Source organism: Salegentibacter flavus, from assembly GCF_900115145.1.
Taxonomy (GTDB): domain Bacteria; phylum Bacteroidota; class Bacteroidia; order Flavobacteriales; family Flavobacteriaceae; genus Salegentibacter; species Salegentibacter flavus.
The window spans coordinates 102,253-119,961 of sequence record NZ_FOVL01000003.1 but is presented as its reverse complement, the minus strand read 5'-3'; the positions used below and the strand labels follow the sequence as shown (position 1 = coordinate 119,961).

The 17,709-nt window shown below is 37.5% G+C and carries 17 protein-coding genes; 14 read left to right on the top strand and 3 right to left on the bottom strand.

Features of this window, described 5'->3' with window-relative positions; genetic code table 11:
• The 4 genes from BM266_RS04030 (at nt 1) to priA (ending at nt 4,512) form a co-directional block, all read left to right on the top strand.
• On the top strand, nt 1-924 hold the full coding sequence (locus tag BM266_RS04030) for a YihY/virulence factor BrkB family protein (RefSeq protein ID WP_093406180.1): 924 nt from the start codon (nt 1-3) through the stop codon (nt 922-924).
• A 23-nt stretch (nt 925-947) separates the two neighbouring features.
• Complete coding sequence (locus BM266_RS04025) at nt 948-1,508, top strand: chalcone isomerase family protein (protein WP_093406177.1); 561 nt, start codon at nt 948-950, stop codon at nt 1,506-1,508.
• 24 nt (nt 1,509-1,532) lie between these two features.
• The gene (locus tag BM266_RS04020) at nt 1,533-1,967 is read left to right on the top strand and encodes a DUF2147 domain-containing protein (protein WP_093406175.1); all 435 of its coding nucleotides are present in this window, start codon (nt 1,533-1,535) and stop codon (nt 1,965-1,967) included.
• 91 nt (nt 1,968-2,058) lie between these two features.
• Nucleotides 2,059-4,512 (top strand): replication restart helicase PriA, encoded by a 2,454-nt coding sequence (gene priA / locus BM266_RS04015; RefSeq protein WP_093406172.1) that lies wholly within the window; start codon nt 2,059-2,061, stop codon nt 4,510-4,512.
• Between the two features lie 62 nt (nt 4,513-4,574).
• Here the strand turns inward: priA and BM266_RS04010 are convergent, their stop codons facing one another.
• Nucleotides 4,575-5,279 (bottom strand): LytR/AlgR family response regulator transcription factor, encoded by a 705-nt coding sequence (locus BM266_RS04010; RefSeq protein ID WP_093406421.1) that lies wholly within the window; start codon nt 5,277-5,279, stop codon nt 4,575-4,577.
• Between the two features lie 173 nt (nt 5,280-5,452).
• On the opposite strand from BM266_RS04010, the gene rpsF reads away from it, so the two are divergent.
• The 4 genes from rpsF (at nt 5,453) to BM266_RS03990 (ending at nt 7,177) form a co-directional block, all read left to right on the top strand.
• On the top strand, nt 5,453-5,791 hold the full coding sequence (gene rpsF / locus BM266_RS04005; protein ID WP_093406170.1) for a 30S ribosomal protein S6: 339 nt from the start codon (nt 5,453-5,455) through the stop codon (nt 5,789-5,791).
• A gap of 2 nt (nt 5,792-5,793) precedes the next feature.
• Nucleotides 5,794-6,093, top strand: coding sequence for a 30S ribosomal protein S18 (gene rpsR / locus BM266_RS04000; RefSeq protein WP_013071549.1), 300 nt, complete (start codon nt 5,794-5,796; stop codon nt 6,091-6,093).
• A 13-nt stretch (nt 6,094-6,106) separates the two neighbouring features.
• Nucleotides 6,107-6,556: a 50S ribosomal protein L9 gene (gene rplI, locus BM266_RS03995; protein WP_093406168.1), complete on the top strand. Its 450-nt coding sequence runs from the start codon at nt 6,107-6,109 to the stop codon at nt 6,554-6,556.
• 150 nt (nt 6,557-6,706) lie between these two features.
• Nucleotides 6,707-7,177, top strand: coding sequence for a DUF6495 family protein (locus BM266_RS03990; protein ID WP_093406166.1), 471 nt, complete (start codon nt 6,707-6,709; stop codon nt 7,175-7,177).
• Nucleotides 7,178-7,197: 20 nt separating this feature from the next.
• Here the strand turns inward: BM266_RS03990 and BM266_RS03985 are convergent, their stop codons facing one another.
• On the bottom strand, nt 7,198-8,445 hold the full coding sequence (locus BM266_RS03985; protein ID WP_093406163.1) for an ABC transporter permease: 1,248 nt from the start codon (nt 8,443-8,445) through the stop codon (nt 7,198-7,200).
• A gap of 142 nt (nt 8,446-8,587) precedes the next feature.
• Between BM266_RS03985 and hisS the strand changes: the two genes are divergently transcribed.
• Nucleotides 8,588-9,958 (top strand): histidine--tRNA ligase, encoded by a 1,371-nt coding sequence (gene hisS / locus BM266_RS03980; protein ID WP_093406161.1) that lies wholly within the window; start codon nt 8,588-8,590, stop codon nt 9,956-9,958.
• 60 nt (nt 9,959-10,018) lie between these two features.
• Here the strand turns inward: hisS and BM266_RS03975 are convergent, their stop codons facing one another.
• Nucleotides 10,019-10,972: an aldo/keto reductase gene (locus BM266_RS03975; protein ID WP_093406158.1), complete on the bottom strand. Its 954-nt coding sequence runs from the start codon at nt 10,970-10,972 to the stop codon at nt 10,019-10,021.
• Nucleotides 10,973-11,120: 148 nt separating this feature from the next.
• Between BM266_RS03975 and glk the strand changes: the two genes are divergently transcribed.
• The 5 genes from glk to BM266_RS03950 all read left to right on the top strand — a co-directional run bounded on the left by glk (nt 11,121) and on the right by BM266_RS03950 (nt 17,707).
• Nucleotides 11,121-12,197 carry a glucokinase gene (gene glk, locus BM266_RS03970; protein ID WP_093406418.1) on the top strand — a complete coding sequence of 359 codons (1,077 nt, stop codon included), beginning with the start codon at nt 11,121-11,123 and terminating at the stop codon, nt 12,195-12,197.
• Between the two features lie 321 nt (nt 12,198-12,518).
• Nucleotides 12,519-13,850: a tyrosine-type recombinase/integrase gene (locus tag BM266_RS03965; RefSeq protein WP_093406156.1), complete on the top strand. Its 1,332-nt coding sequence runs from the start codon at nt 12,519-12,521 to the stop codon at nt 13,848-13,850.
• A gap of 379 nt (nt 13,851-14,229) precedes the next feature.
• Complete coding sequence (locus BM266_RS03960) at nt 14,230-14,775, top strand: DUF3347 domain-containing protein (RefSeq protein ID WP_093406153.1); 546 nt, start codon at nt 14,230-14,232, stop codon at nt 14,773-14,775.
• Nucleotides 14,776-14,806: 31 nt separating this feature from the next.
• Nucleotides 14,807-15,298 carry a DUF305 domain-containing protein gene (locus BM266_RS03955; RefSeq protein ID WP_093406151.1) on the top strand — a complete coding sequence of 164 codons (492 nt, stop codon included), beginning with the start codon at nt 14,807-14,809 and terminating at the stop codon, nt 15,296-15,298.
• Nucleotides 15,299-15,343: 45 nt separating this feature from the next.
• Complete coding sequence (locus BM266_RS03950; RefSeq protein ID WP_093406147.1) at nt 15,344-17,707, top strand: multicopper oxidase domain-containing protein; 2,364 nt, start codon at nt 15,344-15,346, stop codon at nt 17,705-17,707.
• The last annotated feature ends 2 nt before the right edge of the window (nt 17,708-17,709 follow it).

Below are 17,709 nucleotides of genomic sequence, written 5' to 3'. Positions count from 1 at the left end.
ATGGCTCTTTATAAAGCATTTGAATCTAAACTGGAGCAATTTTCAAATTGGTGGGAAAATAAGACCAAGAGCATCATTTTGCCGGGTTTGGAAGGTTTATCGCTTTATGATCTTTGGGAGATTTATTCAGGAGGAATAATAAAGGGTACATTTTCTACCCGTGCCAGTGCCATTGCCTTTAGCTTTTTTATGGCCTTGTTTCCTTTTTTACTTTTTATGCTTAATTTGATACCTTATGTACAGTTTATCGATGATTTTCAGCTTCAGTTTCTAATTTTTATGGATTCGCTTTTGCCGCCGCAAACATCAGTGTTTTTCAATGATATTTTTTTGGATATCGCCAATACGCCTCGTGGGGGTCTTCTGTCAGTAGCATTTATTTTATCTATATTTTTAATGACAAATGGGGTGAATGCGATATTTACCGGTTTTGAATTTTCTTACCATACCAATGCAAACCGATCTATCATCAGGCAGTATATTATAGCTGTAGGAGTTTCTCTTATCATGGCACTGTTGTTGCTCATTACAGTTATACTCGGTGTTTATTTAACTTATGCTTTAGATGATCTTAATGAGATGGGCTTGGTGCCTAAAGATGGGGTAGGAGCTAAATTGATAAAATACAGTGCTTTTGTATTATTGATTTATATTGGGGTAGCCACTTTGTATTTTTTCGGAACCAAAGAAGCAAGGAAGGCGACGTTCTTTTCCATAGGAGCATTTTTCACCACAATTCTTATTTTGTTAACCACTTATCTTTTTGAATTGTATATTGAAAATTTCTCCTCTTATAACGAATTATACGGTTCCATTGGAGCCCTCTTAATTCTAATGGTATATATTTGGATAAATTCAAATATATTGTTACTGGGTTTTGAACTTAACGCCTCTTTAATAAAACTGAAAAAGAATTTCAAATAATTTTAACTAATAAACCACACAAAATGAAAAATGTAATCCTTTTATTGTTCGCTGTTTTCAGCATCTCTATTGCAGGGGCTCAAACCGAAATTGGTGGGATCAGCCTTCCAAATACTCTTGAATATGGCTCAGAAGAATTAATGCTGAATGGGGCCGGGGTGCGGGAAAAATTTTGGATGGATATGTATGTAGGCGGGCTTTATCTTAATGCTAAATCTTCTAATGCTGCTGAAATTATGAAAGCCGATAAGCCAATGGCTATCAAACTGCACATGGTTTCAAAAATGATTACCAGTAAAAGAATGATTGATGCGGTAAATGAGGGATTTGAAAATGCCACAAATGGTAATACAGCTCCAATTTCTTCGGAAATAGCTAAATTCAAAAGCTTCTTCGATGAACAGATTAATCAAGAAGATGTTTTTGATATCGTTTATATTCCTGAGGATGGAGTAACTGTCTATAAAAACGGGAATGAATCTGGTAATATTAAGGGACTGGATTTTAAACGGGCCCTTTTCGGAATTTGGTTATCAGATAAACCTGCCGACAAAGACCTTAAAAAAGGAATGCTGGGAAAATAATTTTCCGGATAAAAGAAAATTGCTATGAAAATTAATGTGAACCTGCTACTGCTTTCCTTTTGCACTTTATTTGCCTGTTTTGGGATGCAAGCCCAAAGCATTTTCGGAAAATGGCAGGTGACCAATGATGCCGGGAAAGTAAACTCTATCATAGAGATTTACGAACACGGCGGAGAGGTTGCAGGAAAAGTAATACGGATAATGAAAGAAGAGGATCGCGATCAAACCTGCAATAAATGCAGCGGAGAACTTAAAGATAAACCTATTGAAGGTCTTGAGGTGATAAGTGGTTTTGAAAAAGAAGGTGAAGAATATACAGGTGGAACTTTAATTGACCCAAAATCGGGGAAAGAATATAAAGGTAAGATCTGGCTTGATGAAAATGATCCCAATAAGCTAAATGTAAGAGGTTATGTAGCCTTTTTCTATAAGACCAAAATCTGGGAACGAGCAAAATAGCCTTCCGATAACAAAATGATAAAAAACCATTCTATTTTAGGATGGTTTTTTACTTTTATAATTCCTTATAATCTATCAAAACCAGGTGTAAATGCCCTACTTTGTTGACGTAATCCTTCCTCTGCCTTTAGATAAGCGCTTTACTTATGAGGTTTCAGAGGAAGAAGCTACATTCCTTTATCCCGGAATGCGGGTTGCAGTTCCTTTCGGGAAATCCAAGATTTATACTGGTATAGCGGCAAATATTCACCAAAGGCCACCTGAGGTCTATGAGGCGAAACCTATCCATCAGATTCTCGATAAAGAAGCCTTAATCACCAACAATCAATTAAAATTCTGGCAATGGATCTCTACATATTATATGTGTGCTGAAGGAGATGTGCTTCGTGCTGCGCTTCCCGGCGCTTTTTTGCTTGAGAGTGAGGGAGTGATTCAATTAAAAAATAAAGAACATTTATCCGAAACAGAATTAAACGACGATGAATTTCTTCTGGTGGAAGCACTGCAAGGACAATCTTCCTTAAAGATTCAGGAAGTAATGAAGTTACTGGATAAAAAGACCGTATTACCCATAATAAACAGGCTTATTGAAAAAGAGGTGTTGGTGCTTAATCAGGAGATCTACGAACAGTATAAACCTAAGAAAACCCGCTTTGTAAAACTGAGTGAAAATTACCGCGATGAGGCTTCAATGCACGAACTGTTGGATTCTTTAAGCAGGGCACCCAGCCAACGGGATATTATATTAACCTATTTCAGCTTAACGGCAAAGAGCAATAAACCGCTGAAATTAAAAAACCTGCTTAAAGAAAGCAAAGCTTCGCCGGGGACTTTAAAAGCCTTGATTGATAAAGGTATCCTGGAAGAATTTTACCAGGAGATAGATAGGGTCAGTTTTTCAGGGGAAACCACCTCGAAAGAGATTGTTTTTAGCAAATTTCAGCAAAAAGCTTTTTCAGAAATAAAAGAACATTTTGCGGGAAACAAGGTGGGACTGCTGCATGGCATCACATCTTCAGGAAAGACAGAGATTTATATTCAGCTTATAAAAGAGGTGCTGGCCGCAGGCAAACAGGCGCTTTACCTGCTTCCGGAAATCGCTCTTACCACCCAGCTCATCCACAGATTACAGCATTATTTTGGAGATAAAGTCCTGATTTACCACAGTAAGTATTCGGTTAATGAACGAGTAGAGGTTTATCGTAAAATTCTCTATAATCCAGGTTCCGGACAGGTGATTATTGGTGCCCGGTCATCTATTTTTCTTCCTTTCACCAATCTGGGATTAGTGGTTGTAGATGAAGAACACGAAAGCTCGTTCAAGCAGTATGACCCTGCGCCAAGATACCATGCCAGGGACGCGGCAGTAGTTTTAGGTTCATACTTTAAGGCGAATATTCTATTAGGATCAGCTACGCCCTCATTAGAGTCTTATTCTAATGCGCAGCATCATAAATACGGTCTTGTGGAACTTAACAGAAGGTTTGGGGATGTGCTGGTCCCGGAAATTGAAATTGTTGATATTAAGACCAAGCATAAAAAGAAACGAATGACCGGTCATTTTTCAGATCGGCTGCTTGAAGAGATAAAAAGGACATTAAAGGAAGATGAGCAAGTGATCCTGTTTCAAAACCGGCGTGGTTTTTCGCCAATATTGGAATGCAATACCTGCGGTCATTCTCCGCAATGCCCCAACTGTGATGTGAGTCTAACCTACCACGCTAATAACAACCAGTTGCGTTGTCACTACTGCGGATATCATATCGCGATGCAACAAAAATGCATGGCCTGTCATAGTACAGATATTTCAACTAAAGGTTTTGGAACAGAACAGATAGAAACCGAACTCAAGGCTTTATTTCCGGACCATAAAATAGCAAGAATGGATCAAGATACGACCCGTGGCAAATATGCTTTTGATAAAATTATTGGCGCCTTTGAGCAACAGGAGATAGATATACTTGTGGGCACCCAAATGGTTACCAAAGGTCTCGATTTCCGACACGTTAATCTGGTGGGTATCATGAATGCAGATAACCTGTTAAACTTCCCCGATTTCAGAGCTCATGAGCGTAGTTTTCAATTGATGCTACAGGTCGCAGGAAGAGCAGGAAGAACAAAAAAGCGGGGGAAAGTTTTGATCCAGAGTTATAATCCAAACCATCAGATAATTCAACAGGTCTCCACAGGAGATTACGCAGCAATGTATAAAGAACAACTTGAAGAGCGCTATAATTACAAATATCCGCCATATTATAGGATTATTCGGTTTACCTTAAAGAGCAGGGATTATTCTACTAATAATACTGCCGCCGATTGGTTGGCGAAATCGCTTACAAATGTCTTTGGGGAATATGTATTAGGCCCGGAATATCCTCCTGTAGCACGTATACGAAATGAATATTATAAAAATATTCTGCTGAAAATCCCACAGCAACAGAGTCTTGAGAAAACTAAAGAGGTAGCAAATAAAATTCTGCTGAGTTTTAAGTCAATTGGAGCTTTCAGAAGTATAAGAGTGGTGGTAAATGTAGACCCGGTATAATCAGGACTGAATTTTAGAACTGTTTTCTAAAGATGAGAGTAAAAAACCTACTGTCTAATAACTTAATGGATTTGGCTTAACGCTTCAACAAGGTCACTTTTTTTATGCCTGCTAAGAGGAAGCTGTTGTTTATCTATTTCTATGTTTTTACTGTTGTAACGCTCAATCTTATCTAAATTCACAATATAAGATTTGTGAGTTCGTAGAAACTTATCATTTGGTAATTGTTCCTCAAAAGATTTCATGGTAGCTAGTACCACAAAATTTTCCTTTTCGGTTACAAACTTTACGTAATCACCTAAGGCCTGGATGTATTTTAATTTATTCAGAAAAACCTTTCTGTTCTTCAAATTGCTTTTTACAAAAATAAATTCTTCATCCTCGGGGTTAACCGGGACCTGATGTTTAAGTTTGAAAAGATTGATCGCCTTATTAACCGCATTACTAAAACGCTCCTTGGTGACCGGTTTGTGAATGTAATCTATCGCATCATAATCAAAGGCTTTAAACGCATATTGGGTTTTACCGGTTACAAATATAATTTGAGGTTTATTGGGAAGGTCGTCAAGCAGTTCGAAACCCGAAAGTATTGGCATCTCTATATCCAGAAAAATAAGATCGGTTTCGGTATCCAGTAAGCCGTTTTTGGTTTCGATGGCGTTATTATACTCAGCCACCAACTTTAGGTTAGGATGGTCTTTAATCAGCTTTACAATAGACAGTCTTTGTAAACTGGAATCATCGACAACAGCACATTTGAGTAAAATTTCTTCCACAGTCAGTTAGGTTAAGTAATAACAATATTAAACATTAAATTTATTAATTACAAGTTAAAGAGTACATTCATTAGGATTAAATGCACTTTATCTACGCGGTAGGGCTTTGAAAATAGAAATAATAATTCTACTTTTGCAGCCAATTTAATTAAAAGTTATTTTATATGAATCATTATGAAACTGTTTTCATCTTGAATCCCGTTTTATCTGATGAGCAGATAAAGGAGACAGTTCAGAAATACGAAGAATTTCTTGTTTCTAAAGGTGCCAAGATGATATCAAAAGAAGACTGGGGGCTAAGAAAACTGGCTTATCCAATCCAAAACAAAAAAAGTGGTTTCTATCACTTATTTGAATTTCAGGCACCAGGTGAGGCTATTGAGCCTTTAGAACTTGCCTTCAGAAGAGATGAGCGCATGATGCGTTATCTAACCGTTAAGTTAGACAAACACGCTATTGCCTGGGCTGAGAAAAGAAGAAACCGTAAACAAGAAAAAGCGTAAGTATGGCTACCTCTATTGAACAACAAGCAAAAGGAAAAAAAGACGGGGAGATCAGATATCTTACCCCTCTTAACATAGAAACTTCTAAAACCAAGAAGTATTGCCGGTTTAAAAGATCTGGAATTAAATATATAGATTATAAAGATCCGGATTTTTTAATGAGTTTCGTAAACGAGCAAGGTAAATTGTTGCCTCGTCGTTTAACAGGAACCTCATTAAAATACCAAAGAAAAGTGGCTGTTGCCGTTAAACGCGCCCGTCATTTGGCACTAATGCCATACGTTGGTGATTTACTAAAATAATAAAGGCAGTTTTATGGAATTGATACTTAAGAAAGACGTAGATAATTTAGGCTTTAAAGATGACGTTGTAAACGTGAAAAACGGATACGGACGTAACTTTTTAATTCCTCAGGGATTTGCACAACTTGCAACCCCTTCAGCCAAAAAAGTATTGGCTGAAACCCTGAAACAACGTGCCTATAAAGAACAAAAGCACATAGATGAAGCCAAAAAACAGGCTGAAAAACTTAACGGTTTGGAAATCAAGATCACTGCCAAGGCAGGAGCTGGTGACAAATTGTTTGGGTCTATAACCAATGCTGATCTTGCCGATGCACTGGCCAAGGAAGGTGTGGAGATCGAAAAGAAATTTATTAACATCGCAGGTGGAAACATTAAGCGTTTGGGACAATATGACGCTACTTTGCGTTTTCACCGTGAGGTGATCTCAAACTTCAGCTTTGATGTAGTCTCTGAAGCTTAATCTATTTAACTTATAAGAAAAAGCCTGCTCTTCTTGAGTGGGCTTTTCTATTTTAGTGAAACCCAAATTTGCCAGTCTAATATTACGCAGCAAGTTTGCCGGTTGAACTAATCCCGATGCATATCGGGATCCCTTTAATATTAACTGAGAATGAAATACGCCCGCCTAACTAAGGAACAATTTGAAGAAATGCACCAGGAATTTATTAATTTTCTGGCAAGCCAATCTATTACTGCTGAAGAGTGGCAGGATATAAAAGTCAATAAACCGGATGTAGCCGAGCAGGAACTGGATGTATTCAGTGATCTCGTTTGGGAAGCAGTATTAAATAAAGTGGAGTACCTGGAGCATTTTTCTCCCAATCAAATTTTTCTTTTTCAAATTACTGCTGCAACGATCAATCTTATTGCTATTAAAATTGAAAACGAAGCTATAGATCTCAGAACTAAAGAAGGATATAACTGGCTGCAGGGAAATCTTCTGGATGAATCGGTGAATATTTATACATCTACCAAGGCGATTAGCGATGATCGCAATAAAGATATTTTTGCACTTATTCAGCAAGGAGCTAATATCACCAAAGGTGAGTTATACACCTATTTTGAGAAGGTGGTTAATTAATTATTTTAAGAGATTATTTTTTACTCATACCGGAGTGATTCTATAGGATCCTGTTTTGCGGCCTTTGCAGCAGGGTAACTTCCGGCAAGGATAGCAACGAGAATGGTTATAGCTGTGGCCCAAAGCATAGCAATCCACGGCGTTGTAAAATCGAAGCCGGCAACTGCCGAAACTCCAAAACCGATTAGAATTCCCAATAAGATCCCCAGGATGCCGCCTATCTGCCCAATTATTAGGGTTTCCATAAAAAATTGTGTGGCAATGGTTTTGCTTTTTGCTCCCAGGGCTTTTCGAACTCCAATTTCGCGGGTCCTTTCGGTAACGCTTACAAGCATAATATTCATCAGTGCGATGGAAGAACCAAAAATGGTAATGATCGAAATGATCCAGGCTGCTATATTCAGGTAACTTGTTATGGAGAAAATTCGGTTTATCAAATCGTCACTCTTCTCTATCCCGAAATTATTTTCTTCTACCGGGTTGAGCTTTCTAATATTTCTAAAAGTGAGGATGGCTTCTTCCTGGGCCGTTTCCAGAAATTCCTTATTCTCAACCTTAACACTTAAATTGTAATTGATACGGGGTTGCGTAAATAAGGACCTGGCCATTTGAATAGGTATCAAAACCCTGAGATCCTGATTATTTCCAAAGGTGGAACCCTTGGATTCCAGAACCCCAACAACCCTGAATTTCGCTCCACGTACACTAATGGTCTTTCCAATAGGATCTGCTCCCCTAAACAGTCCCTTTTCCTTAACAAAATCGGCTCCCAGAACCGCGACATTGCTGTTGTTCCTTATATCGAAGACATTAAGTTCACGCCCGGTTTCAACATTGAGGCCGCTATTGCTTAAAAAGTTTTCGTTGACCCCGAGAACAGAAACTTCGGGATCGGTTTTTTCATTTTCATACTTTACTTCTGCAGTTCCGGTTCCGGTAAAAGATACCGAGGTTTGGGTATAGGGATAATCGTAATTCTGTTCAAATTGCCGAACTTCTCTGTAACTTATTATTGGATTTATCTTTTCGGTTTCACCACCTCCGCGACGTTGAGAACTAAATTCGTAGCGTTGAATATTAAAGGTATTTGCTCCCATAGAAGCAAAATCACTGCTAATAGTGTTTTCAAGAGCTGCCACGGCGCTAAGGATACCTACAAGTGCGGTGATTCCAATAGCGATTATCAGCACGGTTAAAATAGTTCGTAAGAGCTGACTTTTAATAGAATTAAAGGCAATCCTGATGTTTTCTTTTAGCAGGCCAAACATATATTCGAATTATTATGCAAAAGATTAGACTCTAAGAATACCCAAATGTTACTTTAAAATTGAAATTTATTTAGGTTCGCTTAAAAATTAAGATATTTGCAACCAGAACAAAATCAATTCAAGGCTTTACCACCAAAATTTTATGGCACAAAAACCATCTATTCCTAAAGGCACCCGGGATTTTTCTCCTGCTGAAGTTGCCAAAAGAAATTACATCTTCGGGAAAATAAAATCTCAATTCAAAAACTTCGGATTTCAACCCATAGAAACTCCCAGTTTTGAAAATTCCGATACCCTTATGGGGAAATATGGGGAAGAAGGGGACCGGCTGATTTTTAAAATTCTGAATTCCGGAGACTTTTTAAAGAAAGCTGATGAAAAACTGCTTCAGGAAAAAGACAGCCTGAAAATTACATCTTCAATTAGTGAAAAAGCCCTTCGTTACGATCTTACCGTACCTTTTGCCCGCTACGTGGTTCAGCATCAAAATGAAATAGATTTTCCGTTTAAGCGCTACCAGATCCAGCCGGTTTGGCGTGCAGACAGGCCACAGAAAGGCCGTTTTCGTGAATTCTTTCAGTGTGATGCCGATGTTGTGGGAAGTAAAAGTCTGTGGCAGGAAGTAGAATTCGTTCAGCTTTATGATGCTGTTTTCGACTCGCTTGGATTGAAGGGAGTAACCATCAAATTAAATAACCGAAAAGTCCTATCGGGTTTTGCTGAAGTAATCGGAGAGCAGGATAAACTCATAGATTTCACCGTAGCCCTCGATAAGCTCGATAAAATAGGGGAGGAAGGTGTTAAGAAAGAAATGCGGGAGAAAGGAATTGCAGAAATCGCCCTTGAAAAAATTCAACCTATTTTCAACCTTCAGGGAGATTTTGGTCAAAAAATACAGGGAATAAAAGATATCCTTGCAACTTCAGAAATAGGTAAAGCAGGAATTGCAGAGCTGGAATTTATCGAGAAAGCCATTGCCGCTATCCCATTGAAATCAGCGAAACTGGAACTCGATGTAACCCTGGCCCGCGGACTCAATTATTACACAGGCGCGATCTTCGAAGTTGCAGCACCAGAGGGTGTGAAAATGGGTTCAATTGGTGGCGGAGGCCGTTATGATGATCTTACCGGAATCTTCGGTTTAAAAGATATGAGCGGGGTTGGCATTTCCTTTGGACTGGACAGGATCTATTTGGTTCTTGAGGAATTAGGATTGTTTCCGGAAACCGTCACTGAAAATACGAGAGTGTTATTTATCAATTTCGGGGAAGAGGAAGCACTTTACGCCCTGAAGGTGATTTCGGAGTTAAGAAGAAATAAAATCGTTGCGGAACTTTATCCTGATGCGGCTAAAATGAATAAGCAAATGAAATATGCCGATAAAAGGGAAATTCCGTTTGTAGTTTTAGCCGGAGGTGAAGAAATGCAGCAGGAGAAATTCACCTTGAAGAATATGAAAACCGGAGAACAATACACGATTTCAGCCACAGAATTAATGGAGAAAATTAGTTAAGCTATATAAACCTGATAAAATCAAAGCCGGAATTCTTTTAGGAATTCCGGCTTTTTAAATTTAATACTCCGAAGCTCGCAGGAGAGAATTCATTTCTTCTCCGGTTAATTGCAGTTCAATTGCTTCCTGAAATGCATCAAGGTGAGACGATTTTGTAGCACTTGCAATAGGCGCAGTTACTCCCGGCCTTTCCATTAGCCAGCCAAGAGCTACCGCAGCCTGGGAAACCCCGTGTTTTTTCGAGATCTTATCAAGGACTGCCAAAACTTTCAGTCCACGCTCATTTAAATATTTTTCAGCAAACATCTTTCGGTCTTTACCTTCAAAATCTGATGGTTTTCGGTATTTTCCAGTTAAGAATCCGCTGGCCAGGGCGAAATACGGGGTTACGCCTAAATTATTTTCCCTGGAGAATCGTCTACCCCAACTTTCAAAATTTTCACGGGCCATAAGATTATATTCAGGTTGATACACCTCATATTTGGGTAGTTTTTTTTCTTTAGCAACATCTAATGATTCCTGCAATCTTGAGTGAGAAAAGTTGGAGGCACCTATATGTTTTACTTTCCCGGCCTTAATAAGTTCCTGATAAGCTTCAAGGGTTTCCTCTACCGGTGTTTCACCATCATCGGAATGTGTGAAGTATAGGTCGATATAATCTATTTGCAGACGTTTTAAAGAATCTTCTGTTGCTTTAAGTATATAATTCTTTGAAGTGTTTTTTGGGCCGCCCTGCTGCATACTTGAGCCTCCCTTCGTCGCAATAGTAATTTTATCCCGTACCCGACGGTCCTTTATCCATTTCCCGATTATCTTTTCTGAAGTCCCAGCTTCAACACCGTCTGCCCAGCGGGAGTAAACATCGGCTGTATCTATCATATCGTAACCACGATCAAGGAGTTCATCCAACATTTTAAAGGATTCCTCTTCGTTTAAGGTCCATCCAAAAACATTACCACCAAAAATGATAGGAGGAGCTTGAATACTGGTATTTCCAAGTTGCTTTTTCAGCATAGATTTAGGGTTTTAGTTGCTCTCTAAAATACGATTTTTATAAGATTTAACAAGGCTCTTAATACTGTCGGAAATCAAATTCTTATCTTGAATAGGCAGAATTGTGGCTGAAGGGGTATGGATTGGAGAATTTATAAAATTACTAATTATGGACGAAATTGTAAGGTTCAATAAGGAATCTGAAGAGTTTTATATTCCGCTTTCGTTTCGGGGAAAAGAGACTTTTAAACAATCTTCGGGAGTGATTTTGGCCGGTGATATAGGTGGAACTAAAACAAACCTAGCCTTATTTCATTTTGAAGAAAATACTTTGAAACCCATTAAAAAGGAAAGCTTTAAGACAAATGACTGGTCTTCCTTCCTTGAACTTATGGCAACTTTTCACTCTAAAGACTTACCGGTAATAGATAGTATTTGCCTTGGAGTGGCTGGACCTGTGATTGATGGTAAGGTATTGGGGACAAACTTTTCCTGGGAACTTGATGAAAAAAAAATAGCAAATGCGCTAAAGGTAGAGCGGGTTTCTATTATAAATGATATGGAAGCCAACGCTTATGGGCTTTCTGTGCTGGCAAAAAAGGATTTGGTTGAAATCAAAGATGGAACGTGGAATAGAGGAAATGCCGCGATGATTTCTCCCGGAACCGGCCTTGGAGAAGTTGGACTTTATTGGGACGGGACTCATTATCATCCATTTGCTTCGGAAGGTGGCCACTGCGATTTTAGTCAACGTACCGAATTAGATCTTAGGCTCTGGAGATTTCTGCAGAAGAAGTATGGCCACGTGAGTTGGGAACGGATTGTTTCCGGGCCCGGAATTGTTAATATTTATGAGTTTCTGCTTGAGGACAAAAAGGTAGCGGAACCGGAAAGTTTGAAGAATAAGCTTAATGGAGGAGATCCAGCGGCGGCGATAAGCAAATGTGCGATGGATGAATCCTTTGAAATCTGTAAGGAAGCAATGCAACTATTCAACATTTATCTGGCCACAGAGGCTGCTCAAATGGCTTTAAAATTTAAGGCATTGGGAGGAATTTTTATAGGTGGTGGTATCCTGCCTAAGATTATCGATATGGTTGATAAGGACCTTTTCTTGCATCATTTTATTCAGTCTGACAAAATGAATACGCTTTTGGAAAAGATTCCTGTAAATGTGATCATGAATGATGAAAGTCCGCTTTTTGGAGCTGCTTTTGGCGCCGCCAGAAATCTTCCGAAGAAATAATTAAACAGTGATTTCCAGGAGGTTGAAATTACCGATAGAAAAACCAAAGAATATTATAGCATAAAACAAAAAAATCTCTTCCGGAAAAGAAGAGATTTTTAGTGTAGCGAGACCGAGATTTGAACTCGGGACCTCCGGGTTATGAACCTAGCTAAACACCTATATAAAATAAACTAAAATATATTAAATAGTATGATTGTTAGATAATTACATATTTTGTGATTTTATTCAAATAGTGTTAAAATCAAATTATTCTGTACTTATTCTGTACTAGTTTTTAAATTGGTTATTTATCTTTATATACATTTTAAATAACGAATTATGGCCAATGTGAAGATCGTTTTACGTAAGAATATGATTAGAAAGGATGGTAGAATTCCTCTTGCTTTGAGAATTAGTGAAAATTACAAAACCAATTATAAGTGGCTTGGGCAATATGTTTTTGAGAAGGATTGGGATGGAAAAGCAGGAAAAGCAAAGAGAAGTCATCCAAATTCACAAAAGCTAAACAATTTTTTAATGAAGAAATTGAGTGAAGTGAATGATATTTTTTTTGAATCTAAAGATCGGGTTAGCCCGAAACAGGTAAAGCAAAAATTAAAAGGAACCTATGGACAGAAATCTTTTTTTGAACTAGCAGCGGAACGCATAATGGAAAAATATGAAAGGGGAACGTTTTCCGTTGCTAAGGCAGAATTATCTATTCTATATAATCTTGAAGAGTTTTTAAATTTAAAAAGAAATAAAAATAAATCAGCCGTTATTAAGTCAATAAAGGAGCGTCGACTGAACCGTCTCAGTAAGGCTCGACTCAATGAATATGATTGGTTGGATGGTGTAGCTTATTTTAAAAATAGTAAGGCTCTAGCATTCCGAGATATTGATGAAGTATTCATTAATAAATATAAAACATTTTGCTATTCTTATTTAGGACAGAAAACCAGAACTATTACGAACCAACTTATTTTAATTAGAACTCTTTTCAATTTGGCTATTAAAGAAGGAATTATTGAACGAAAATATTATCCTTTTGCCGGTGATAAAGAGAAAATTAGAATTGGTTCTGGTAATAAGATAGGACTAAGTATAGAAGAGATCGAAAAAATAGAAAAACTAAAGTTGAAGAAAAATAGTTCTATTTGGCACACTCATAATGTATGGCTATTTTCTTTTTATTTTGCCGGTATTCGTATTTCTGATGTGGTCAAAATGAAATGGTCGGATTTTAAGGATAACCGGCTTTATTATGTAATGAATAAAAATGAAAAAGCGCTTAGCCTTAAAATTCCTTCCAAGGCAAAAAAAATTTTAGAACATTACAAAAAAGAGAAAAAGCTCAATAATGGTTATGTCTTTCCATTCTTGAGAAATACGGCTACTAATGATGCTGAACAAATTTATATACGAACCAAAAGCGTCACTAAGGTCTTTAATAAATGCCTTAAACAAATTGCCAAAGAATGCGGAATCGAAAAAAACTTATCTAACCACATTGCTAGGCATAGCTTTGGTAACATTGCGGGGGATCGTATTCATCCTTTAATGTTACAAAAGCTTTATCGTCATAGTGATTTAAAAACCACTTTGAATTATCAGGCAAATTTTATCCACAGAGATGCTGATGAGGCTTTGGATAGTGTCATTAACTTTTAACTTGAGATTATCATTTTAAGTTTAATCTTATTATGATGTTTCATTACGTAATCTTTGCTTGATTTTCTATATGAAATCGAAGATTCATTTTTTTGTTAAAAAAAATAATTTTGAAAGTTTTCTCTATTAAAACAAAAGGAATTGACTTCTTCAATTTCTAATTTAGCTTTTTAAAAAATAGTAACTCCACTAAAATTCTATACTTTATTAAAAATTTATATATCTCGAAGTTAGACGATTATAATAATTGAAGATCGAGTTAATTTTGAAAAATTATAGAAATATATGAGTTATAAAGAATAGGATATTTTTTAATTTTTTAAAACAAAAAAAGGTGGAGGGAATTACAGTTTAACCAATTATCCAAACAACTAATATTATGAGATTTATTATTAAAATGAGTGTAGTCGCTATAGTAGTGTTACTATTAACTTCCTGTATGGATGATAAAGGCAAGCAGTCGGTAGAAATTAATACCCCTGAGGAAGTTAAGAAGGCTGAAAAAGAAACGCCAGATGTTGCCGATCAGGATTTTAAAGATGGTATGACTGGGAAAATTTGGCATAACTATCTTGAAATGAAAATAGCCTTAACCAATGAAGATGCCAGTCAGGTTAAAGATGTAGCTAAAAGCATGGAAGAATCTTTTACTGAAGAGAGAGCAGAGATGAAATCTTTAGCAGGGCAAATTGCCTCTACAGATGATATTGAGAAGCAGCGTGAACTATTTTCAAAATTTACTGAAAAAGCAGGATCCATGTTTGAGGAAGCCCTTTCTGGCGGAACTATTTATAAAAAATTCTGCCCAATGGCCTTTAATAATAAAGGTGCTTACTGGTATGCTGATGTTGAAGAAATAAATAATCCGTATTTCGGTGAGAAAATGCTCAATTGCGGTTCAGTAAAAAAGACAATTAAAAAGTAAATACCTCTCAACTAACTTTAAAACCAAAAATATGAATTCAGAAGAAAACAACCAGCACAAAATGAGTGGTAGCAATTATGGAAGATTTTTCTCAATGCTGGGATTATCATTTGTAGCCATGTATATCACCATGTACTTGAATACGTATGAATTCGACCATGTTTATTTCAGCCTAACTAGATTTTATATGACCTGTCTGGGTATTGCTGCCATGGCCGTAATCATGTTGTCTCTCATGCTCAATATGTATAAGAATAAGAAAAAAAATATTGCTATTTATGTGGGAAGTCTGGTGCTGTTTGTAAGTGCTTTAGGCCTGGTAAGAGCACAGAGACCTATTGTTGGAGATGTACTTTACATGAAGGCCATGATACCTCACCATTCTATTGCTGTTTTAACCAGTAAAAGAGCCGATTTAAAAGATCCGGAAACTAAAAAACTTGCTAAAGAAATTATTGAAGCTCAGAAAAGGGAGATCGCCCAGATGAAAAAGATAATCTATCGTCTGGAAAATGAAAATTGATTATAGATAGGAGAGGGGAAACCCTCTCTTTTTAATAATACCATAATGAAAATGAAAAATTACTTAATAGTACTAGCCTTTTTACTGGGCATCACAGGTTATAGTCAGGAAGAATTAGAGGCTTCGATTGAAGGGAATGTCAACAATCTTCCGGTAAGGGAATATAAGCTAACCATAAATCAGGAAAAAGTAAACAAAGCCGGAAAGGAAGTGATGGGAATGACTGTGAACGGAGGTATTCCCGGCCCAACCCTGGAATTTAGTGAAGGGGAGTATGCAGTGATTTATGTGGAGAACAAGATGGATGTGGAAACTTCCATTCACTGGCATGGAATGTTGCTTCCAAACTTTTTTGATGGGGTACCTTATTTAACTACCCCGCCTATTAAGCCTGGTACCACCTTTAAATATGAGTTTGAAATAAAACAAAATGGGACTTACTGGTATCATTCTCATACGATGTTGCAGGAACAAAGTGGTGTGTTTGGATCTTTACTGATTCACCCTAAGGAGAAAAAATTGGAATATGACAAGGATCTTGTTTTGGTGCTTTCAGACTGGACCAATGAAAAACCTAAAGATGTTTTAAGGTTCTTAAAAAGGGGGACTGAATGGTATAATATTAAGAAAGGAACAGCAACACCCCTAAATCAGGTGATTAAGAGGGGAGCCTTTGGCGCACAGCTAAATTTCTGGAAACAGCGAATGGAAGGAGCCGATATTGCAGATATTTACTATCCTGCGTTTTTAATTAACGGGGAAGAGAAAATAGAATATCCTCAATTTAAACCTGGAGAAAAGGTAAGATTACGCATAGTAGATGGTTCAGCATCCACTTCTTTCTGGATGACTTTTGGGGGGAAGACGCCCACTTTAGTTTCAGCCGATGGAAGAAATGTGGTGCCCGTTAAACGAAATAAAACATTTATAGCCGTAGCAGAAACCTATGATTTTATTGTGGAAATTCCTGAAAATAGAAAACTTGAATTTAAGATTACTGCGCAGGATGGTTCAGGAACTGCTTCAGCATTTTTAGGTCAGGGAGATGTTTTACCCGCGCCAAATGTTCCCAGCCCAGACAAGATTGGCATGATGCAGAAAATGGCAAAAATGGACATGAAAATGGGAGCACCGGCTTTAAAGTTTAGGTCTAAAAATGTAGATCCTTATGAGATGATGGATGAATGGGGAATGCAGATGGATGAAATGGACCATGGGCAAATGGAACTGAAGAAAGACGATGGTATGGATGGCATGGACCATTCCAAAATGAATATGAAGAAGGATACTACCCAAATGGAAATGGATCATTCTAAGATGAAGCACGATAAAATGAATATGGCCGAAGGATCTATGAAAATGGATGAAAAGGAAAATATGAAAGATAATGGAATGGATATGTTTTCAGAATATAATTATGACTACCTCAGGTCTCCAGAGAAAACAAATTTTGATAAAGAATATCCTGTTAAAAACGTCCTTTTAAATCTTACAGGTAATATGTCTCGTTACGTATGGAGTATGAATGGGGTGGTACTAGATGAAGCTGATAAGATAAAAATCAAGGGAGACGAGGTAACAAGAATTACCTTCAATAACCTTACGATGATGCACCACCCTATGCACCTTCACGGTCATTTCTTTAGGGTGATTAATCAAAATGGAGAATATTCTCCTTTGAAGCATACGGTAAATGTACCACCAATGCAAAAGGTTACTATTGAGTTTTATGGGAACGAATATGGAGACTGGTTCTTGCACTGCCATATATTATATCATATGGATGCGGGAATGGCTCGTGTAGTTAGCTATGATACTCCCAGGGATGAACGTATGAAAGCTTACCCCGTAAGTAATTTGATAAATGAAACAAATAAATTTTACACCTGGGGGATGTTAGATGCCGCTTCACATATGACAGAGTTGAATGTGGTTAGTTCCAATGTTAGAAACCAGTTTACTGCTCTGGCAGAATATGGCTGGAATGAAAATATTGAAGCAGAACTCTCCTATGAATATTATTTAAATGACTGGGTCCGCCTGTTTGCAGGTGTTAATGTGGAAAATGAGATGGAGAACAGTATGGAAGAACTTAGTACCACAGCTATTGGGGGGATTAGGTATTTCACACCTTATATGTTTAGCCTGGATGTTCGTTTAGATAATAAATTAAGGCCTCAAATAAGCCTGGCCAGGGAAATCATGATTTTTCCAAGACTTGCGGTGTTTGGCGAGTATGAATTCCAGGCAGATTTTGGATGGGTAGATGATTTGCCGGAAGGCGATAATTTTAAAAAAGAAGAAACCTGGAGTGCGGGTCTGGAATATTTTCTGTCAAAAAACTTTTCGTTGATGGGAAGTTACGATAATAGGTTTGGCGCCGGTGGCGGATTATCCTTAAGGTTTTAAAC

Bases quoted from the DNA above. Each gene is read 5' to 3' on its own strand.
- BM266_RS04025 (WP_093406177.1), top strand. From the start codon at position 948: ATGAAAAATGTAATCCTTTTATTGTTCGCTGTTTTCAGCATCTCTATT.
- rpsR (WP_013071549.1), top strand. From the start codon at position 5,794: ATGGCTACCTCTATTGAACAACAAGCAAAAGGAAAAAAAGACGGGGAG.
- BM266_RS03965 (WP_093406156.1), top strand. From the start codon at position 12,519: ATGGCCAATGTGAAGATCGTTTTACGTAAGAATATGATTAGAAAGGAT.
- hisS (WP_093406161.1), top strand. From the start codon at position 8,588: ATGGCACAAAAACCATCTATTCCTAAAGGCACCCGGGATTTTTCTCCT.
- BM266_RS03955 (WP_093406151.1), top strand. From the start codon at position 14,807: ATGAATTCAGAAGAAAACAACCAGCACAAAATGAGTGGTAGCAATTAT.
- rpsF (WP_093406170.1), top strand. From the start codon at position 5,453: ATGAATCATTATGAAACTGTTTTCATCTTGAATCCCGTTTTATCTGAT.
- BM266_RS04030 (WP_093406180.1), top strand. From the start codon at position 1: ATGGCTCTTTATAAAGCATTTGAATCTAAACTGGAGCAATTTTCAAAT.
- BM266_RS03990 (WP_093406166.1), top strand. From the start codon at position 6,707: ATGAAATACGCCCGCCTAACTAAGGAACAATTTGAAGAAATGCACCAG.
- BM266_RS03975 (WP_093406158.1), bottom strand. From the start codon at position 10,972: ATGCTGAAAAAGCAACTTGGAAATACCAGTATTCAAGCTCCTCCTATC.
- BM266_RS03985 (WP_093406163.1), bottom strand. From the start codon at position 8,445: ATGTTTGGCCTGCTAAAAGAAAACATCAGGATTGCCTTTAATTCTATT.
- BM266_RS03960 (WP_093406153.1), top strand. From the start codon at position 14,230: ATGAGATTTATTATTAAAATGAGTGTAGTCGCTATAGTAGTGTTACTA.
- priA (WP_093406172.1), top strand. From the start codon at position 2,059: ATGCCCTACTTTGTTGACGTAATCCTTCCTCTGCCTTTAGATAAGCGC.
- BM266_RS04020 (WP_093406175.1), top strand. From the start codon at position 1,533: ATGAAAATTAATGTGAACCTGCTACTGCTTTCCTTTTGCACTTTATTT.
- BM266_RS03950 (WP_093406147.1), top strand. From the start codon at position 15,344: ATGAAAATGAAAAATTACTTAATAGTACTAGCCTTTTTACTGGGCATC.
- rplI (WP_093406168.1), top strand. From the start codon at position 6,107: ATGGAATTGATACTTAAGAAAGACGTAGATAATTTAGGCTTTAAAGAT.
- glk (WP_093406418.1), top strand. From the start codon at position 11,121: ATGGACGAAATTGTAAGGTTCAATAAGGAATCTGAAGAGTTTTATATT.